A 15802-nucleotide genomic window follows, 5' to 3' on the forward strand; every position below is an offset into this window, starting at 1 on the left:
TACGGTGAAGCAGCGTGCTTGAGCACGTTGAGTGAATCCCGGACAATGCGGCCTCTTTTTTGAATGCTTGGGCGTGATCACGATGTCGACAGACAAGGTTTCTGTCCACGGCAGTTGGGCTAGCCGCTGGGTTTTTATATTCGCTGCAACCGGTTCTGCGGTGGGGTTGGGCAGTATCTGGAAATTCCCCTACATGGTCGGCGTCTACGGTGGCGGTGCCTTCGTACTGATGTTTCTGGCGTGCATCGCGCTCATCGGCGCGCCGGTAATGCTGGCCGAAACCCTGATCGGTCGTCGGGCCCGGCAAAGCCCGGCCAATGCCTTGAAGGTGCTGGCGGTGGCGGCGGGGCACTCGCCCAAGTGGTCGTGGGGCGCCTTCGCCGGGATGATCACGGCGCTGTTGATTCTGTCTTTCTATAGCGTGGTCGGCGGTTGGTCGCTGGACTACATCATCGACATGGGGCGTGGGGATTTTCAGGGTGTGACGCCTGATCAGGTAGGCGCCTACTTCGGCAATGTGATTGCCGATCCCTGGAGGCTGACCCTCTGGCACACGATTTTCATGGTGCTCTCGGCGGTGGTGATTGCCCGGGGTGTGGTTGCCGGGCTTGAGCGCAGCCTGCGGATCATGATGCCGTTGCTGTTCGTGATGATCCTGGTGCTGCTGGGCTACAGCATGACCACCGGGCATTTCATGGAAGGCGTGCATTTCATGTTCGACTTCCAGCCGGAGAAAGTCCTGGATGGCCTGCTGCCGGCCATGGGGCATGCGTTTTTCTCCCTGAGCGTCGGGGTCGGTTCGATCATGATCTATGGCGCCTACATGCCCAAGAATGCATCCCTGACCCGGACCGTTGTCGGTGTCGCGCTGTTGGATACCTTCGTGTCGCTGTTGGCGGGGGTGGCATTGTTTCCGATTGTGTTCGCCGCCGGCCTGAACCCCAGTGAGGGGCCGGGGCTGATGTTTGTCAGCCTGCCTTTTGCCTTCGGCAGCATGGCGTTCGGCCAAGTGATGGGCGTGGTGTTTTTCCTCCTGGTGGCCATCGCAGCCTGGAGTTCGGCCATCTCCCTGTTGGAACCCATGGTGGCTTACCTGGTTGAACGGACCCGGCTCAGCCGCGCCTGGGTAACCTTCTGGTTGGCCTTCACCTGCTGGTTTGTCGGCCTGGGCACGGTGTTTTCCTTCAATATATGGAAGCAAGCGAAGTTTTTCGTGAACGAAGACGGGCTGTTCCATCTCTACCAATGGGGCGCAATCGGAGGGCTGGATTTCTTCGGCGTGATTGATTTCTTCACCTCACGGATCATGCTGCCATTGGGTGGTTTGTGTTTCGTAGTGTTTGCAGGATGGATCATGGGGCGTGAAGCGGTGCGTGATGAATTGTCGCTGCGCAGCCCGGTATTGTTTGGTTTGAGCCTGTTCTTGATGCGCTACGTGGCGCCCATCGGCATTCTCGTAGTGTTTGCCGCCCAGCTGTGGAAGTGACGCTTACATGACGACACATATTCAACGCTCGGCCTTGCTGCCCTATCCGGCGCAGGCGCTGTATGACCTGGTCAACGATGTGGCGAGCTACCCGCAGTTCTTGCCGTGGTGCTCGTCGGCCGAGGTGCTGGAGAGCTCTGAAACCCATATGCGCGCCAGCCTCAACATTGCCAAGAGCGGCTTGAGCCAGCGCTTCGTTACGCGCAATACGCTGGTGCCGGGACAGTCCATCGAGATGAATCTGGAAGAAGGGCCTTTCAACCAGCTCCACGGTGTCTGGGTGTTCAAGCCGCTGGGTGAAAAGGCCTGCAAGATCAGCCTGGACCTGTCGTTCGACTACGCCGGTCCTCTGGTGCGGGCGACGCTGGGGCCGCTGTTCAATCAAGCCGCCAATACCCTGGTCGATGCGTTCTGCCAGCGGGCCAAGCAGAATGCAGAGCTCAAGCGTTGATTGAGATAGAAGTGGTGTATGCCTCGACGGAGCGTCAGGTCTTGCGCACCTGCGTGGTGCAGGAGGGCGCGAGTGTTCGCGCCGCACTGGCGGCATCGGGCATTGCCGATGTGTTTCCAGAGCTGGATCTGGCGACTTGCCCGGTAGGAATTTTTGGCAAGCTGGTTGCCGATCCAGAGCATCAGGTGGTGCAGGCGGCCGATCGACTGGAGATCTATCGCCCGTTGTTGGCCGATCCGAAGGAAATTCGTCGCTTGCGCGCGGCGAAGGCTGCCCAGGCACGCCAATCGGAGCAATAACCTGGCTTGAATGGCAGGCAATAAAAAACCCGGCATGCCGGGTTTTTTTATGTCGCAATTTATTGCGGCGAGGTGTCCAGGGGCTCTGGTGTCGGCACGGGTACGGTCTCGACTTTGTCCACGTCCTTCTGGATCTGGTCCAGCAACGAACCTGGCTTGACCGGTTTTTCCGGTTTCGGCTGTTCGGCCTTCTGGGTCGGATCAGTAACGGTGTTGTCGCTGTCCTTGCCCAAGATGGCCTCGTCACGGCTCACGCCAGGCATGAAATCGCCCGACAGGCTGACGAGTTGGTCGTTGGGGCTAAAGATAACGCTGATGCGTTCCTGCTGGCGCTCACCGCCGCCTGGCTGCAAGCTGTACAGGTAATCCCAGCGATCGGCATGGAACGTGTCGGTCAGCAGGGGATTACCCATGATAAACCGTACTTGCCGGCGGGTCATTCCCGGGCGCAACTGGTCTATCATGTCCTGCGTGACGACATTGCCCTGCTGGATGTCGATTTTGTAAACCCCGGGGAATGAACAACCGGCGAGTGCGAGCAGTCCCACAAAGGTGAAACTGGTTAGCAAGAGCTTGGTGTTTTGCATCGGTGGGCGACTTCCACTATCTTGGCTGGGACAACGTAAACGCCGATCATACCCGCATTAAGAGAAGCTGCGAAGCAGCATCGCGAGAAAGCTGACCATGGTTGAAAATAGCGAACTACGCAAAGCCGGCCTCAAAGTGACCCTGCCACGGGTCAAGATTCTACAAATGCTCGATTCCGCCGAGCAACGCCACATGAGTGCTGAAGATGTCTATAAGGCACTTATGGAGGCTGGTGAGGACGTCGGTCTGGCCACGGTTTACCGTGTTCTGACCCAGTTCGAGGCAGCTGGCTTGGTGGTGCGGCACAACTTCGACGGAGGCCATGCGGTCTTCGAACTGGACGACGGCAAGCATCACGACCATATGGTCAACGTCGAGACGAGCGAAGTGATCGAATTCTTCGACGAAGAAATCGAGCGGCTGCAGAAAGCAATCGTCGACAAGTATGGCTTCGAGATGGTTGATCACAATCTTGTGCTGTACGTACGCAAGAAAAAGTAAGCATGTCGCGCGGACTATTACGGTTCGTGAAACGAACGAAGGCGACCCCAGGGTCGCCTTCGTGCTTTCTGCCGTTCTCAGATTTTCGCGGTAACGACCATTTTTTTCGCGTGGGCCAGGGATTCCTTGGTGAGGTCGATGCCCCCGAGCATTCGCGCCACTTCTTCCACGCGCTCGTTTTTGTTGAGCTTGGAGACGGCGGTGCGAGTGGCATCCTCGCCGCGTACCTTGTGCACAAATAGATGCTGGTGTCCCTGGGCGGCGACCTGGGGCAGGTGAGTCACCGTCAGCACCTGGCCGCGTTCCCCCAGCCGGCGCAGCAACTGGCCGACAATTTCCGCGGTTGGGCCACCGATGCCCACGTCAACTTCGTCGAATACCAGCGTCGGCACACGAGAGGTCTGCGCGGTGATGACCTGGATGGCCAGGCTGATTCGTGACAGCTCGCCGCCGGACGCGACTTTGGCCAGGGCCTTGAGCGGTTGCCCGGGGTTGGCGCTGACCAGCAGTTCCACTTGCTCCAGGCCATTGGGCTGGAGCTCGTCGCCAGCGTTGGGGCGCAATTCGATGGTGAAGCGTCCGCCCGGCATGCCCAGGCGCTGGATTTCCTGTTCCACGGCGCTGGCCAGCCCTGTTGCGGCGTGCTGCCGCAGTCCGCTGAGCTCCTTGGCCTTTTCCTGGTAATGACGGGCATAAGAAGCCAGTTCGTCCCCCAGGCGCTCGATGGATTCATCGTTGGCGTTCAGGGTTTCCAGTTCTTCCAGCAGGCGCTGCTGGAGTTCGGCAACATCGGTCGGTTGGATGCGATGCTTGCGCGCCAGTGTATAGATAGTGTCCAGGCGCTCTTCCAGGTACTGCAGGCGGGCCGGGTCGGCATCGAAATGATCGAGGAACCGATTCAGTTCCCCGACGGCTTCTTCGACCTGGATCTGCGCACTCGTCAGCAGGTTGGTCGCTTCGTTCAGGGCGCCCACCGAATTGTTCACGCTGGAGAGTCGGTTCAGGCTCGCTGTCAGTGCATTGAGCACATTGCCTGAATCGCTCTCGCTGCATTGTTCGACCACTTGCCGGCAAATGCCCAGCAGTGCTTCGGCGTTGGTCAGGTTCTTGTGTTCCTGCTCCAGCTCTTCCAGTTCATTTTCACCCAGGGCCAGGTTCTCCAGCTCTTCGAGCTGGTAGCTCAATAACTGGTGACGGGCACGTTGTTCGTCGCCGGAATTGGAGAGTCGATCCAGTTCCTGGCGGGTCTGGCGCCAGCGTTGGGCCGCCAGTTGGACCTGTCGGGCCAGGTCCGTGGCACCGGCGTATTCATCCAGCAAGCGGCGATGGGTGTCGGTCTTGAGCAGGGATTGGTGTTCATGCTGGCTGTGAATGTCGATCAGCAGCTCGCCGAGGGCCTTGAGGTCGCCCAGGGGGCAGGGCGTGCCGTTGATGTAGCCTCGGGAGCGGCCTTCAGCGGTGATGACCCGGCGCAGGATGCACAAACCGTCGGTGTCCAGGTCGCGTTCGGCCAGCCAGGCGCTGGCCTCGGGGATGTCGACCAGGTCGAACGTCGCCAGGATGTCGGCCTTGTCCGCTCCGGGGCGCACCACGCCACTGTCGGCGCGGTCGCCCAGCGTCAGGCCCAGGGCATCGAGCATGATCGACTTGCCTGCGCCGGTTTCACCGGTGATCACGCTCATGCCTCGATCAAGTTCGAGATCGAGGTGTTCGACGATGGCGTAGTTGTGTACGGACAGGTGCACCAGCATAAGGCCGCTCCCAGGCTTTAGGTCTGGTTATTTATACAGTGTTTTGTTTTGGCCTGACAATGCCCACGCTTAGCTCGATTTGCTTGGACAAATGATTTTCTTAGCGCTGCGGGGAATGGTTATGCAGCTGCTTTTTGTAAGGTTAATTCGTCAGATGGCCCTTGAAGCTGCAAAACCCGACCCCATATACCGGGGCAGAAGCGCGAGTTGAGCTCGCGGACGAAGTTGAGAGGAGAAATCTATGGCTGACGAACAGACGCAGGACACGCAAAATCTAGACGCCAATCAGGCTTCCCAGGATTCCGGTGAAGATCTGGCGGCACGTGTACAAGTGCTCGAGGAGCAACTGGCCGGTGCGCAGGATCAGGCGTTGCGTGTAGCAGCCGACCTGCAGAATGTCCGCCGTCGCGCCGAGCAAGATGTAGAGAAGGCTCATAAATTCGCCCTGGAGCGTTTCGCCGGCGACCTGCTGCCGATCATCGACAGCCTGGAGCGTGGCCTGGAGCTGTCCAACCCGGATGACGAAAACATCCGTCCGATGCGTGAAGGCATCGAGCTGACCCTGAAAATGTTCCAGGACACCCTCAAGCGTTATCAGCTCGAAACCCTTGATCCGCATGGTGAACCCTTCAACGCCGAGCACCACCAGGCCATGGCGATGCAGGAAAGTGCCGACGTCGAGCCAAACAGTGTGCTGAAGGTTTTCCAGAAGGGCTATCTGCTCAATGGTCGCCTGCTGCGCCCGGCCATGGTCGTGGTCAGCAAGACGCCAGCGCCGGTTTCGCCTTCTATTGATGAGCAGGCTTGAAATCGGTCGTAGCGGCCCCATCTATATGTCAAGCGTTTAAGTGCTACCGCAGTTAGCCACCACTGCTGCGGCAACAAAATCCAAGTTCCGGGAGAGTTAACATGGGCAAGATTATCGGTATCGACCTGGGGACCACCAACTCGTGCGTCTCCGTGCTGGAAAACGGCAAGGCCAAAGTCATCGAAAACGCTGAAGGCGCGCGTACCACGCCGTCGATCATCGCTTACGCCAATGATGGCGAGATTCTGGTTGGCCAGTCGGCCAAGCGTCAGGCAGTGACCAATCCGCATAACACCCTGTACGCGGTGAAGCGTCTGATCGGTCGCAAGTTCGACGAAGAAGTCGTCCAGAAAGACATCAAGATGGTTCCTTACAAAATCGCCAAGGCTGACAACGGCGACGCCTGGGTTGAAGTGAACGGCCAGAAAATGGCGCCGCCACAGATCTCGGCTGAAATCCTCAAGAAAATGAAGAAAACCGCCGAAGATTACCTCGGCGAAGCGGTGACTGAGGCGGTCATTACTGTTCCTGCCTATTTCAACGACAGCCAGCGCCAGGCGACCAAAGACGCCGGCCGCATCGCGGGCCTGGACGTAAAACGTATCATCAACGAACCGACTGCGGCCGCTCTGGCCTACGGTATGGACAAGGCCAAGGGCGATCACACCGTGATCGTTTACGACCTGGGTGGCGGTACCTTCGACGTTTCCGTGATCGAGATCGCTGAAGTCGACGGCGAGCACCAGTTCGAAGTGCTGGCAACCAACGGTGACACGTTCCTCGGTGGTGAAGACTTCGACATCCGCCTGATCGACTACCTCGTCGACGAGTTCAAGAAAGAAAGCGGCATGAACCTCAAGGGTGACCCGCTGGCCATGCAGCGCCTGAAAGAAGCCGCTGAAAAAGCCAAGATCGAACTGTCCTCGAGCCAGTCGACCGACGTGAACCTGCCGTACATCACTGCAGATGCCACCGGTCCTAAGCACCTGAACGTAAAAATCTCCCGCGCCAAGCTCGAAGCGCTGGTGGAAGACCTGGTTCAGCGCACCATCGAACCTTGCCGCATCGCCATGAAAGACGCCGGTATCGACGTTGGTTCGATCAACGACGTGATCCTGGTTGGCGGTCAGACCCGTATGCCACTGGTTCAGAAGCTGGTCACCGATTTCTTCGGTAAAGAAGCACGTAAAGACGTCAACCCTGACGAAGCTGTTGCCATGGGTGCTGCTATCCAGGGCGCGGTGTTGGCTGGTGACGTGAAAGACGTTCTGCTGCTCGACGTCAGCCCGCTGACCCTGGGTATCGAAACCATGGGCGGCGTGATGACCGCGCTGATCGAGAAAAACACCACGATTCCTACCAAGAAATCGCAAGTGTTCTCGACTGCCGATGACAACCAGGGCGCAGTGACCATTCACGTGCTGCAAGGTGAGCGTAAGCAAGCCGCACAGAACAAGTCCCTGGGCAAGTTCGACCTGGCCGAGATTCCACCAGCACCACGTGGCGTGCCACAAATCGAAGTGACCTTCGACATCGACGCCAACGGCATCCTGCACGTCGGCGCGAAAGACAAGGCTACTGGCAAGACCCAGTCGATCGTGATCAAGGCCAACTCCGGTCTGTCCGAGGAAGAAATTCAGCAGATGGTTCGCGATGCTGAAGTCAACGCCGAGGAAGACCGCAAGTTCGAAGAGCTGGCCAGCGCTCGCAACCAGGGCGATGCCTTGGTGCACTCGACTCGCAAAATGATCGCTGATGCTGGCGAAAAAGTGACCGCGGAAGAGAAGGCCGCCATCGAAGCGGCCGTGGTTGCCCTGGAAGCTGCCGTCAAAGGCGACGACAAGGCCGCCATCGAAGCGAAGATCGAAGAGCTGTCCAAGGTCTCCGCGCCAGTGGCTCAGAAGATGTACGCCGAACAGGCTCAGCCTGCAGAAGGCGCGGCTGCGCAGGGCGAATCGGCCGAGAAAGCCGACGACGTCGTTGACGCCGAGTTCGAAGAAGTGAAAGACCACAAGTAATCGCTTGTTGGTCGGCCGGTTGACTGCATTTGTGCGGTGGCTGGTAGGATGTCGCCGCGCGGGAGCTTGCTCCCGCGTTGGCGTGTCTGGAGCCAATGAATTTTTACAGCATGCGACAACGCTCGGATGCTGGCGGTGCGTTCGGGAATGCTCCTGCTTTCCGGCGATGGGCACTGCGTTTTGGCCGGGGCCCTGGCTGAAATATTTAAAGACCAGGATCGTTGATGAATTGACGTGAGTTGGGTCCGGGCCTGTATTGGGGCTCAACGAGTTTGGCAAGGTTCAGGAGAGGTTTGCCGGACGTCCTATAAGAGTGCAAAGACTAATGGCAAAGCGTGACTTTTACGAAGTATTGGGTGTCGAGCGGGGGGCCAGCGAGGCAGACCTGAAAAAGGCCTATCGTCGCCTGGCGATGAAGCACCACCCGGACCGTAATCCCGGCGACAAAGCGTCGGAAGAGATGTTCAAGGAGGCCAACGAGGCCTACGAAGTACTGTCCGATTCGAGCAAGCGCGCGGCTTACGACCAGTACGGTCATGCCGGCGTCGACCCAAGCATGGGTGGCGGCGGTGCCGGTTTCGGCGGTCAGAACTTCTCCGATATTTTCGGTGATGTGTTCAGCGATTTCTTCGGTGGCGGTCGCGGCGGTGCCCGTGGCGGCGCCCAGCGTGGCAGCGATTTGCGCTACACGCTGGAGTTGAACCTGGAAGAGGCGGTGCGCGGTACTACCGTCAATATCCGTGTTCCAACGCTGGTCAATTGCAAGCCGTGCGATGGCTCGGGTGCCAAGAAGGGCTCCTCGCCCGTTACGTGCCCAACCTGCGGCGGCATCGGCCAGGTCCGCATGCAGCAGGGCTTCTTCTCGGTGCAGCAGACCTGTCCGCGTTGCCATGGCCAAGGCAAGATCATTTCCGATCCGTGCGACTCCTGCCACGGTGAAGGGCGTGTCGAAGAGTACAAGACGCTGTCGGTCAAAGTGCCGGCCGGTGTCGACACTGGTGACCGCATTCGCCTGTCCGGCGAAGGCGAGGCGGGTGCCCAGGGCGGCCCGACTGGCGACCTGTATGTGGTCATCAACGTGCGCGAGCATGCGATTTTCCAGCGCGACGGCAAGCACCTGTTCTGCGAAGTGCCGATCAGCTTCGTCGATGCGGCCTTGGGTGGTGAGCTTGAGATCCCGACCCTCGACGGTCGCGTCAAGCTGAAAATCCCCGAGGGCACGCAGACCGGCAAGCAGTTCCGGATTCGTGGCAAAGGCGTCGCGCCAGTGCGTGGCGGCGGTGCGGGCGACCTGATGTGCCGCGTGGCGGTGGAGACTCCGGTCAATCTGGGTCGGCGTCAGCGTGAGTTGTTGGAAGAATTCCGCAACTCGTTGGCGGATGACAACAGCCACTCCCCGAAAACCACTGGTTGGTTCGAAGGCGTGAAGCGCTTCTTCGGCGACCTGTAAGGAGTTCGCATGCGACGTATAGCTGTGATGGGCGCTGCGGGGCGCATGGGCAAGGCGCTGGTCGAGGCGGTGCAGCAACGCTCGCCGCTTTCCGGCCTGACGGCGGCCATCGTTCGGCCCGACAGTACGCTGGTAGGCGCCGATGCGGGCGAGTTGGCCTCGTTGGGGCGTATCGGCGTGCCGATGTCCGGCGGCCTGGAGAAAGTGCTCGACGAGTTCGATGTGCTGATCGATTTCACCCTGCCGGAAGTGATGCTGAAAAACCTCGCGATCTGCCGCAAGCACGGCAAGGCCATGGTGATCGGTACGACGGGTCTGGACGCTGGGCAAAAACAATTGCTGGCCGATGCGGGCAAAGACATTCCGATCGTGTTCGCCGCGAACTTCAGCGTGGGCGTGAACCTGTCGCTGAAGCTGCTGGACATGGCGGCCCGGGTCTTGGGTGACGATGCGGATATCGAAATCATCGAGGCGCATCACCGGCACAAGATCGACGCGCCTTCGGGTACGGCCTTGCGCATGGGTGAAGTGATTGCCGATGCTCTGGGTCGCGACCTGCAGGAAGTGGCCGTGTATGGGCGCCAGGGGCACACCGGTGCGCGTGAGCGCAGCACCATCGGTTTCGCCACTGTGCGCGGTGGTGATGTGGTGGGCGACCACACCGTGCTGTTCGCCACTGAGGGTGAGCGCCTGGAGATCACCCACAAGGCGTCGAGCCGGATGACTTTCGCCAAGGGTGCTGTACGTGCCGCGCTGTGGCTGGATGGCCGCGAGCCTGGTTTGTACGACATGCAGGACGTTCTCGACCTGCGTTGATGCCCTTAAGTGCGGGGTTCAGGTTATACTGAGCCCCGTTTTACACCGCTTCGCGACGGCCTGTCGCATTCCCCTGCCTTTAAGGCTCATTAGCGGTGGACCAAAAAAGCCTTTTTCTGTAAGCTACAGCTTTAGTGTGTCCACTAAAAGCGCGCAGAATAATTCAGTGAAGAAGCGGGGTGACGTGTCCATACGTCACTCCGCTTTTTTACAACCTGCGATCGCCCTTTCAGGCTTTATTTACGGGAGGTCTTCTTGACTAAGCCAGCCATACTCGCCCTTGCTGATGGCAGCATTTTTCGCGGCGAAGCCATTGGAGCCGACGGTCAGACCGTTGGTGAGGTGGTGTTTAACACCGCAATGACCGGCTATCAGGAAATTCTTACCGATCCTTCCTACGCCCAACAAATCGTTACCCTGACTTACCCGCACATCGGCAACACCGGCACCACGCCGGAAGACGCCGAGTCTGATCGTGTCTGGTCCGCCGGCCTGGTCATCCGTGACTTGCCGCTGGTAGCGAGCAACTGGCGTAACACGATGTCCCTGTCCGATTACCTGAAAGCCAACAACGTTGTGGCGATCGCCGGTATCGACACCCGTCGCCTGACCCGCATCCTTCGGGAAAAAGGCGCGCAAAACGGCTGCATCATGGCCGGCGACAACATTTCCGAAGAAGCCGCCATCGCCGCTGCCCAGGGCTTCCCTGGCCTCAAGGGCATGGACCTGGCGAAAGTCGTCAGCACCAAGAAGCAGTACGAATGGCGCTCCACGGTCTGGGACCTGAAGACCGACAGTCACGCGACGATCGAGGCTTCCGAGCTGCCTTACCACGTGGTGGCCTACGACTACGGCGTCAAGCTGAACATCCTGCGCATGCTGGTCGAGCGTGGTTGCCGCGTCACCGTGGTGCCGGCCCAAACCCCGGCCGCCGACGTCCTGGCCCTCAAGCCCGATGGCGTGTTCCTGTCCAACGGCCCGGGTGACCCGGAGCCTTGCGACTATGCGATCCAGGCGATCAAGGACGTGCTGGAAACCGAGATCCCGGTATTCGGTATCTGCCTCGGTCACCAGTTGCTGGCCCTCGCTTCGGGCGCCAAGACCTTGAAGATGGGTCACGGCCACCACGGTGCCAACCACCCCGTGCAGGACCTGGATACCGGCGTGGTGATGATCACCAGCCAGAACCACGGTTTCGCGGTGGACGAAGCCACCCTGCCGGCCAACGTGCGCGCGATTCATAAGTCGCTGTTCGACGGCACGCTGCAAGGTATCGAGCGTACCGACAAGAGCGCGTTCAGCTTCCAGGGCCACCCTGAAGCCAGCCCGGGCCCGAACGATGTGGCGCCGCTGTTCGATCGCTTCATCAATGAGATGGCCAAGCGACGCTGACTGCGTGAAGCCCGAAGGCGGCCCCGAATACGGCGGCCCCTTCGGGCGCTACAAAGATTGTTCGACGGCCTAGCCGACTGACCTGCGGATTTGAGTGACAAACCCATGCCAAAACGTACAGACATAAAAAGCATCCTGATTCTCGGCGCTGGCCCGATCGTGATCGGCCAGGCCTGCGAATTCGACTACTCCGGCGCCCAGGCCTGTAAAGCCCTGCGCGAAGAGGGCTACCGCGTCATCCTGGTGAACTCCAACCCTGCCACCATCATGACCGACCCGGCCATGGCCGACGCCACCTACATCGAGCCGATCAAGTGGCAGACCGTTGCCAAGATCATCGAGAAGGAACGCCCGGACGCGCTGCTGCCGACCATGGGTGGCCAGACCGCGCTGAACTGCGCCCTGGACCTGGAGCGCGAAGGCGTCCTGGAGAAGTTCGGTGTGGAAATGATCGGCGCCAACGCCGACACCATCGACAAGGCCGAAGACCGTTCGCGCTTCGACAAGGCGATGAAATCCATCGGCCTGGACTGCCCACGCTCGGGCATCGCCCACAGCATGGAAGAGGCCAACGCCGTCCTGGAACGCCTTGGCTTCCCCTGCATCATCCGTCCGTCCTTCACCATGGGCGGCACCGGTGGCGGCATCGCCTACAACCGTGAAGAATTCGAAGAAATCTGCGCCCGTGGTCTCGACTTGTCGCCGACCAAGGAACTGCTGATCGATGAATCCCTGATCGGCTGGAAAGAATATGAAATGGAAGTTGTCCGCGACAAAAAGGACAACTGCATCATCGTCTGCTCCATCGAGAACTTCGACCCGATGGGCGTGCACACCGGTGACTCGATCACCGTCGCACCAGCCCAGACCCTGACCGACAAGGAATACCAGATCCTGCGTAACGCCTCCCTGGCGGTACTGCGCGAGATCGGCGTGGAAACCGGCGGCTCCAACGTCCAGTTCGGCATCTGCCCGAACACCGGTCGCATGGTGGTCATCGAGATGAACCCGCGGGTATCCCGTTCGTCGGCCCTGGCTTCCAAGGCCACTGGTTTCCCGATTGCCAAGGTCGCTGCCAAGCTGGCCGTGGGCTACACCCTGGACGAGCTGTCGAACGACATCACCGGCGGCAAGACCCCGGCGTCCTTCGAACCGTCCATCGACTACGTCGTCACCAAGCTGCCACGCTTCGCCTTCGAGAAGTTCGCCAAGGCCGATGCCCGCCTGACGACTCAAATGAAGTCGGTCGGTGAAGTCATGGCCATCGGCCGGACCTTCCAGGAGTCCTTGCAGAAAGCCCTTCGCGGCCTGGAAGTGGGCGTCTGCGGTCTTGATCCGAAGCTGGACCTGGCCGACCCGGAAAGCATGAGCGTGCTCAAGCGCGAGCTGACCGTGCCGGGCGCCGAGCGTATCTGGTACGTGGCCGATGCCTTCCGTGCCGGCATGACCGTCGAGCAGATCTTCGGCATGAACATGATCGACCCTTGGTTCCTGGTGCAGATCGAAGATCTGATCAAGGAAGAAGAGAAGGTCAAGACCCTGGGCATGTCCAGCATCGACCGCGACATGATGTTCCGCCTCAAGCGCAAAGGCTTCTCCGATATGCGCCTGGCCAAGTTGCTGGGTGTGACCGAGAAGAGCCTGCGTGCGCATCGCCACAAGCTGGAAGTGTTCCCGGTCTACAAGCGCGTCGACACCTGCGCGGCCGAGTTCGCCACCGATACCGCCTACCTGTACTCCACGTACGAAGAAGAGTGCGAAGCCGCGCCATCGACGCGCGACAAGATCATGATCCTGGGTGGCGGTCCTAACCGGATCGGCCAAGGCATCGAGTTCGACTACTGCTGCGTACACGCGGCACTGGCCCTGCGCGACGACGGTTACGAGACCATCATGGTCAACTGCAACCCGGAAACCGTGTCCACCGACTACGACACCTCCGATCGCCTGTACTTCGAGCCAGTGACCCTGGAAGACGTGCTGGAAATCGTCCGCGTCGAGAAGCCGAAAGGCGTGATCGTCCAGTACGGCGGCCAGACTCCGCTGAAACTGGCGCGCGCCCTTGAAGCCGCTGGCGTGCCGATCATCGGCACCAGCCCGGATGCGATCGACCGCGCCGAAGACCGTGAGCGCTTCCAGCAGATGGTCGAGCGCCTGAACCTGCGCCAGCCGCCAAACGCCACCGTGCGCAGCGAAGACGAGGCGATTCGTGCCGCCGCCAAGATCGGTTATCCGCTGGTGGTGCGTCCGTCCTATGTACTGGGCGGCCGTGCGATGGAAATCGTCTATCAAGAAGACGAGCTCAAGCGCTACCTGCGTGAAGCGGTCCAGGTCTCCAACGACAGCCCGGTGCTGCTGGATCACTTCCTCAACTGCGCCATCGAAATGGACGTGGATGCGGTCAGCGACGGCAAGGACGTGGTGATTGGCGCGATCATGCAGCACATCGAACAAGCGGGTGTTCACTCCGGTGACTCCGCTTGCTCGTTGCCGCCTTACTCGCTGCCGGCGCACATCCAGGACGAGATGCGCGAACAGGTCAAGAAAATGGCCCTGGAACTGGGCGTTATCGGCCTGATGAACGTGCAACTGGCCCTGCAGGGCGAAGACATCTACGTCATCGAAGTCAACCCGCGCGCTTCCCGGACCGTGCCGTTCGTCTCCAAGTGCATCGGTGTTTCCCTGGCGATGATCGCTGCCCGGGTAATGGCTGGCAAAACCCTGAAGGAACTGAATTTCACCAAGGAAATCATTCCGAACTTCTACAGCGTGAAAGAGGCGGTGTTCCCGTTCGCCAAGTTCCCTGGCGTCGACCCGATCCTCGGCCCTGAGATGAAGTCCACCGGTGAAGTGATGGGTGTGGGCGATACCTTCGGTGAAGCTTTCGCCAAGGCCCAGATGGGCGCCAGCGAAGTGTTGCCGACTGGCGGCACGGCGTTCATCAGCGTGCGTGATGACGACAAGCCACTGGTTGCAGGTGTAGCCCGTGATCTGATCAACTTGGGCTTCGAAGTGGTCGCCACTGCCGGTACTGCCAGGCTGATCGAAGCGGCAGGCCTGAAAGTGCGCCGCGTGAACAAGGTGACCGAGGGGCGTCCGCACGTGGTCGACATGATCAAGAATGACGAAGTCACGCTGATCATCAACACCACCGAAGGTCGTCAGTCGATCGCCGATTCCTACTCCATTCGTCGCAATGCGCTGCAGCACAAGATCTATTGCACCACGACCATTGCTGCGGGCGAAGCGATCTGCGAAGCGCTCAAGTTCGGTCCCGAGAAGACCGTGCGTCGCTTGCAGGATCTACATGCAGGATTGAAGGCATGAGCATAACCAAGTACCCGATGACAGTTCAGGGCGCGAAGGCCCTGGAAGAAGAACATGCTTTCCTGACCAAGGTCGAGCGCCCGCGCTTGAGCCAGGCTATCGGTGAAGCGCGTGAGCTGGGCGATCTCAAGGAAAACGCCGAATACCATGCTGCCCGAGAGGAGCAGGGGATGGTCGAGGCGCGTGTCCGTGATATCGAAGGTCGCATGCAGAATGCGGTGATCATCGATGTCACGACGATCCCGCACACCGGCAAGGTGATCTTTGGCACTACCGTGGAAATCGCCAACGTCGAGACCGATGAAAGCGTCACTTACCAGATCGTTGGTGAGGACGAGGCAGACATCAAGCTCGGCAAGATTTCCGTTGGTTCGCCCATCGCTCGTGCCTTGATTGCCAAGGAAGAGGGCGATGTGGTGGTGGTGAAGACGCCAGGTGGTGTCATCGAGTATGAGATTGTCGAAGTCCGTCACATCTGAACGAAGGCGCCCGCTGCGAGCGGGCGCCATGATCTGGCAGCTCACTCAGATGTTGTGGGTGGGCGGCGTCTGGTTGTTGCACGTCGGTTTGCTGCCGGTGCTGGGTCGAGTCGGCCTGGCGCCGCTGCTCATCGATGAAATCGCAGGCATGCTGACGGCGCTGCTGGTGGGTTTCTCCGCGGCGTGCGTAATGTTTCAGGCTTTGGTGCTGGTTCAGGCCGAGGGCCTTGCCAGTCTATGGCGCGACATTCGTGGGCAATTGTTGCTCATGTCGTTGTACGCGTGCGGGATGTTCTTTGCGGTGCGTCTCGGCTGGCCGGATGCGAGCCAGTGGCAGGCATTCAGTTACCTGGTGCTGGGTTTTTCCGGATTGGTGCTGGTGTTGCAACCGGTTCCCGGGTGGAGCGGCAGGGTGTGCGAGGCACACCCTTGACCC

Annotated in this window: 14 protein-coding genes; 12 read left to right on the forward strand and 2 right to left on the reverse strand. The window is 59.8% G+C overall.

Translation table 11 applies throughout. The annotated features are described in order from the left end of the window. Positions 1-82: 82 nt before the first annotated feature. From KI235_RS04045 to KI235_RS04055, 3 genes are read left to right on the forward strand one after another with little or no spacing between them, the layout of a single operon-like run. Positions 83-1486 (forward strand): sodium-dependent transporter, encoded by a 1404-nt coding sequence (locus KI235_RS04045; protein ID WP_038856078.1) that lies wholly within the window; start codon positions 83-85, stop codon positions 1484-1486. A 7-nt stretch (positions 1487-1493) separates the two neighbouring features. Next, positions 1494-1937 carry a type II toxin-antitoxin system RatA family toxin gene (locus tag KI235_RS04050; RefSeq protein ID WP_003197666.1) on the forward strand — a complete coding sequence of 148 codons (444 nt, stop codon included), beginning with the start codon at positions 1494-1496 and terminating at the stop codon, positions 1935-1937. Beyond that, a complete protein-coding gene (locus tag KI235_RS04055; RefSeq protein WP_003197669.1) occupies positions 1934-2236 on the forward strand; it encodes an RnfH family protein in 303 nt (100 codons plus the stop codon). Before KI235_RS04050 ends, KI235_RS04055 begins: the two co-directional genes overlap by 4 nt. Positions 2237-2295: 59 nt before the next feature. Here KI235_RS04055 and KI235_RS04060 read toward each other — a convergent pair whose 3' ends face one another. Beyond that, a complete protein-coding gene (locus KI235_RS04060) occupies positions 2296-2823 on the reverse strand; it encodes an outer membrane protein assembly factor BamE (RefSeq protein ID WP_003197671.1) in 528 nt (175 codons plus the stop codon). 97 nt (positions 2824-2920) lie between these two features. On the opposite strand from KI235_RS04060, the gene fur reads away from it, so the two are divergent. Beyond that, positions 2921-3325: a ferric iron uptake transcriptional regulator gene (fur, locus tag KI235_RS04065; protein ID WP_003197684.1), complete on the forward strand. Its 405-nt coding sequence runs from the start codon at positions 2921-2923 to the stop codon at positions 3323-3325. Positions 3326-3402: 77 nt separating this feature from the next. Here the strand turns inward: fur and recN are convergent, their stop codons facing one another. Further along, the gene (gene recN / locus KI235_RS04070; protein WP_003197686.1) at positions 3403-5076 is read right to left on the reverse strand and encodes a DNA repair protein RecN; all 1674 of its coding nucleotides are present in this window, start codon (positions 5074-5076) and stop codon (positions 3403-3405) included. Between the two features lie 241 nt (positions 5077-5317). Here recN and grpE point away from each other — a divergent pair, with 241 nt between their 5' ends. The 8 genes from grpE (at position 5318) to KI235_RS04110 (ending at position 15799) form a co-directional block, all read left to right on the forward strand. Continuing rightward, a complete protein-coding gene (gene grpE / locus KI235_RS04075) occupies positions 5318-5884 on the forward strand; it encodes a nucleotide exchange factor GrpE (RefSeq protein WP_013692249.1) in 567 nt (188 codons plus the stop codon). Positions 5885-5985: 101 nt separating this feature from the next. Beyond that, positions 5986-7902 carry a molecular chaperone DnaK gene (gene dnaK / locus KI235_RS04080; protein WP_003197691.1) on the forward strand — a complete coding sequence of 639 codons (1917 nt, stop codon included), beginning with the start codon at positions 5986-5988 and terminating at the stop codon, positions 7900-7902. Between the two features lie 325 nt (positions 7903-8227). Further along, positions 8228-9352: a molecular chaperone DnaJ gene (gene dnaJ, locus KI235_RS04085; RefSeq protein WP_003197693.1), complete on the forward strand. Its 1125-nt coding sequence runs from the start codon at positions 8228-8230 to the stop codon at positions 9350-9352. A 9-nt stretch (positions 9353-9361) separates the two neighbouring features. Beyond that, on the forward strand, positions 9362-10168 hold the full coding sequence (gene dapB, locus KI235_RS04090; protein WP_013692250.1) for a 4-hydroxy-tetrahydrodipicolinate reductase: 807 nt from the start codon (positions 9362-9364) through the stop codon (positions 10166-10168). Positions 10169-10423: 255 nt separating this feature from the next. Then, positions 10424-11560, forward strand: a complete 1137-nt coding sequence (gene carA, locus KI235_RS04095) for a glutamine-hydrolyzing carbamoyl-phosphate synthase small subunit (RefSeq protein ID WP_003197697.1) — start codon at positions 10424-10426, stop codon at positions 11558-11560. A 105-nt stretch (positions 11561-11665) separates the two neighbouring features. Then, the gene (carB, locus tag KI235_RS04100) at positions 11666-14887 is read left to right on the forward strand and encodes a carbamoyl-phosphate synthase large subunit (protein WP_003197699.1); all 3222 of its coding nucleotides are present in this window, start codon (positions 11666-11668) and stop codon (positions 14885-14887) included. A gap of 2 nt (positions 14888-14889) precedes the next feature. Further along, positions 14890-15366, forward strand: a complete 477-nt coding sequence (gene greA / locus KI235_RS04105; protein ID WP_027911987.1) for a transcription elongation factor GreA — start codon at positions 14890-14892, stop codon at positions 15364-15366. A 28-nt stretch (positions 15367-15394) separates the two neighbouring features. Next, entirely contained in the window at positions 15395-15799 is a 405-nt protein-coding gene (locus tag KI235_RS04110) for a hypothetical protein (RefSeq protein ID WP_003197702.1), read from the forward strand. Positions 15800-15802 lie beyond the last annotated feature (3 nt).

Source organism: Pseudomonas sp. St386 (assembly GCF_018325865.1).
GTDB classification, from domain to species: domain Bacteria; phylum Pseudomonadota; class Gammaproteobacteria; order Pseudomonadales; family Pseudomonadaceae; genus Aquipseudomonas; species Aquipseudomonas brassicacearum.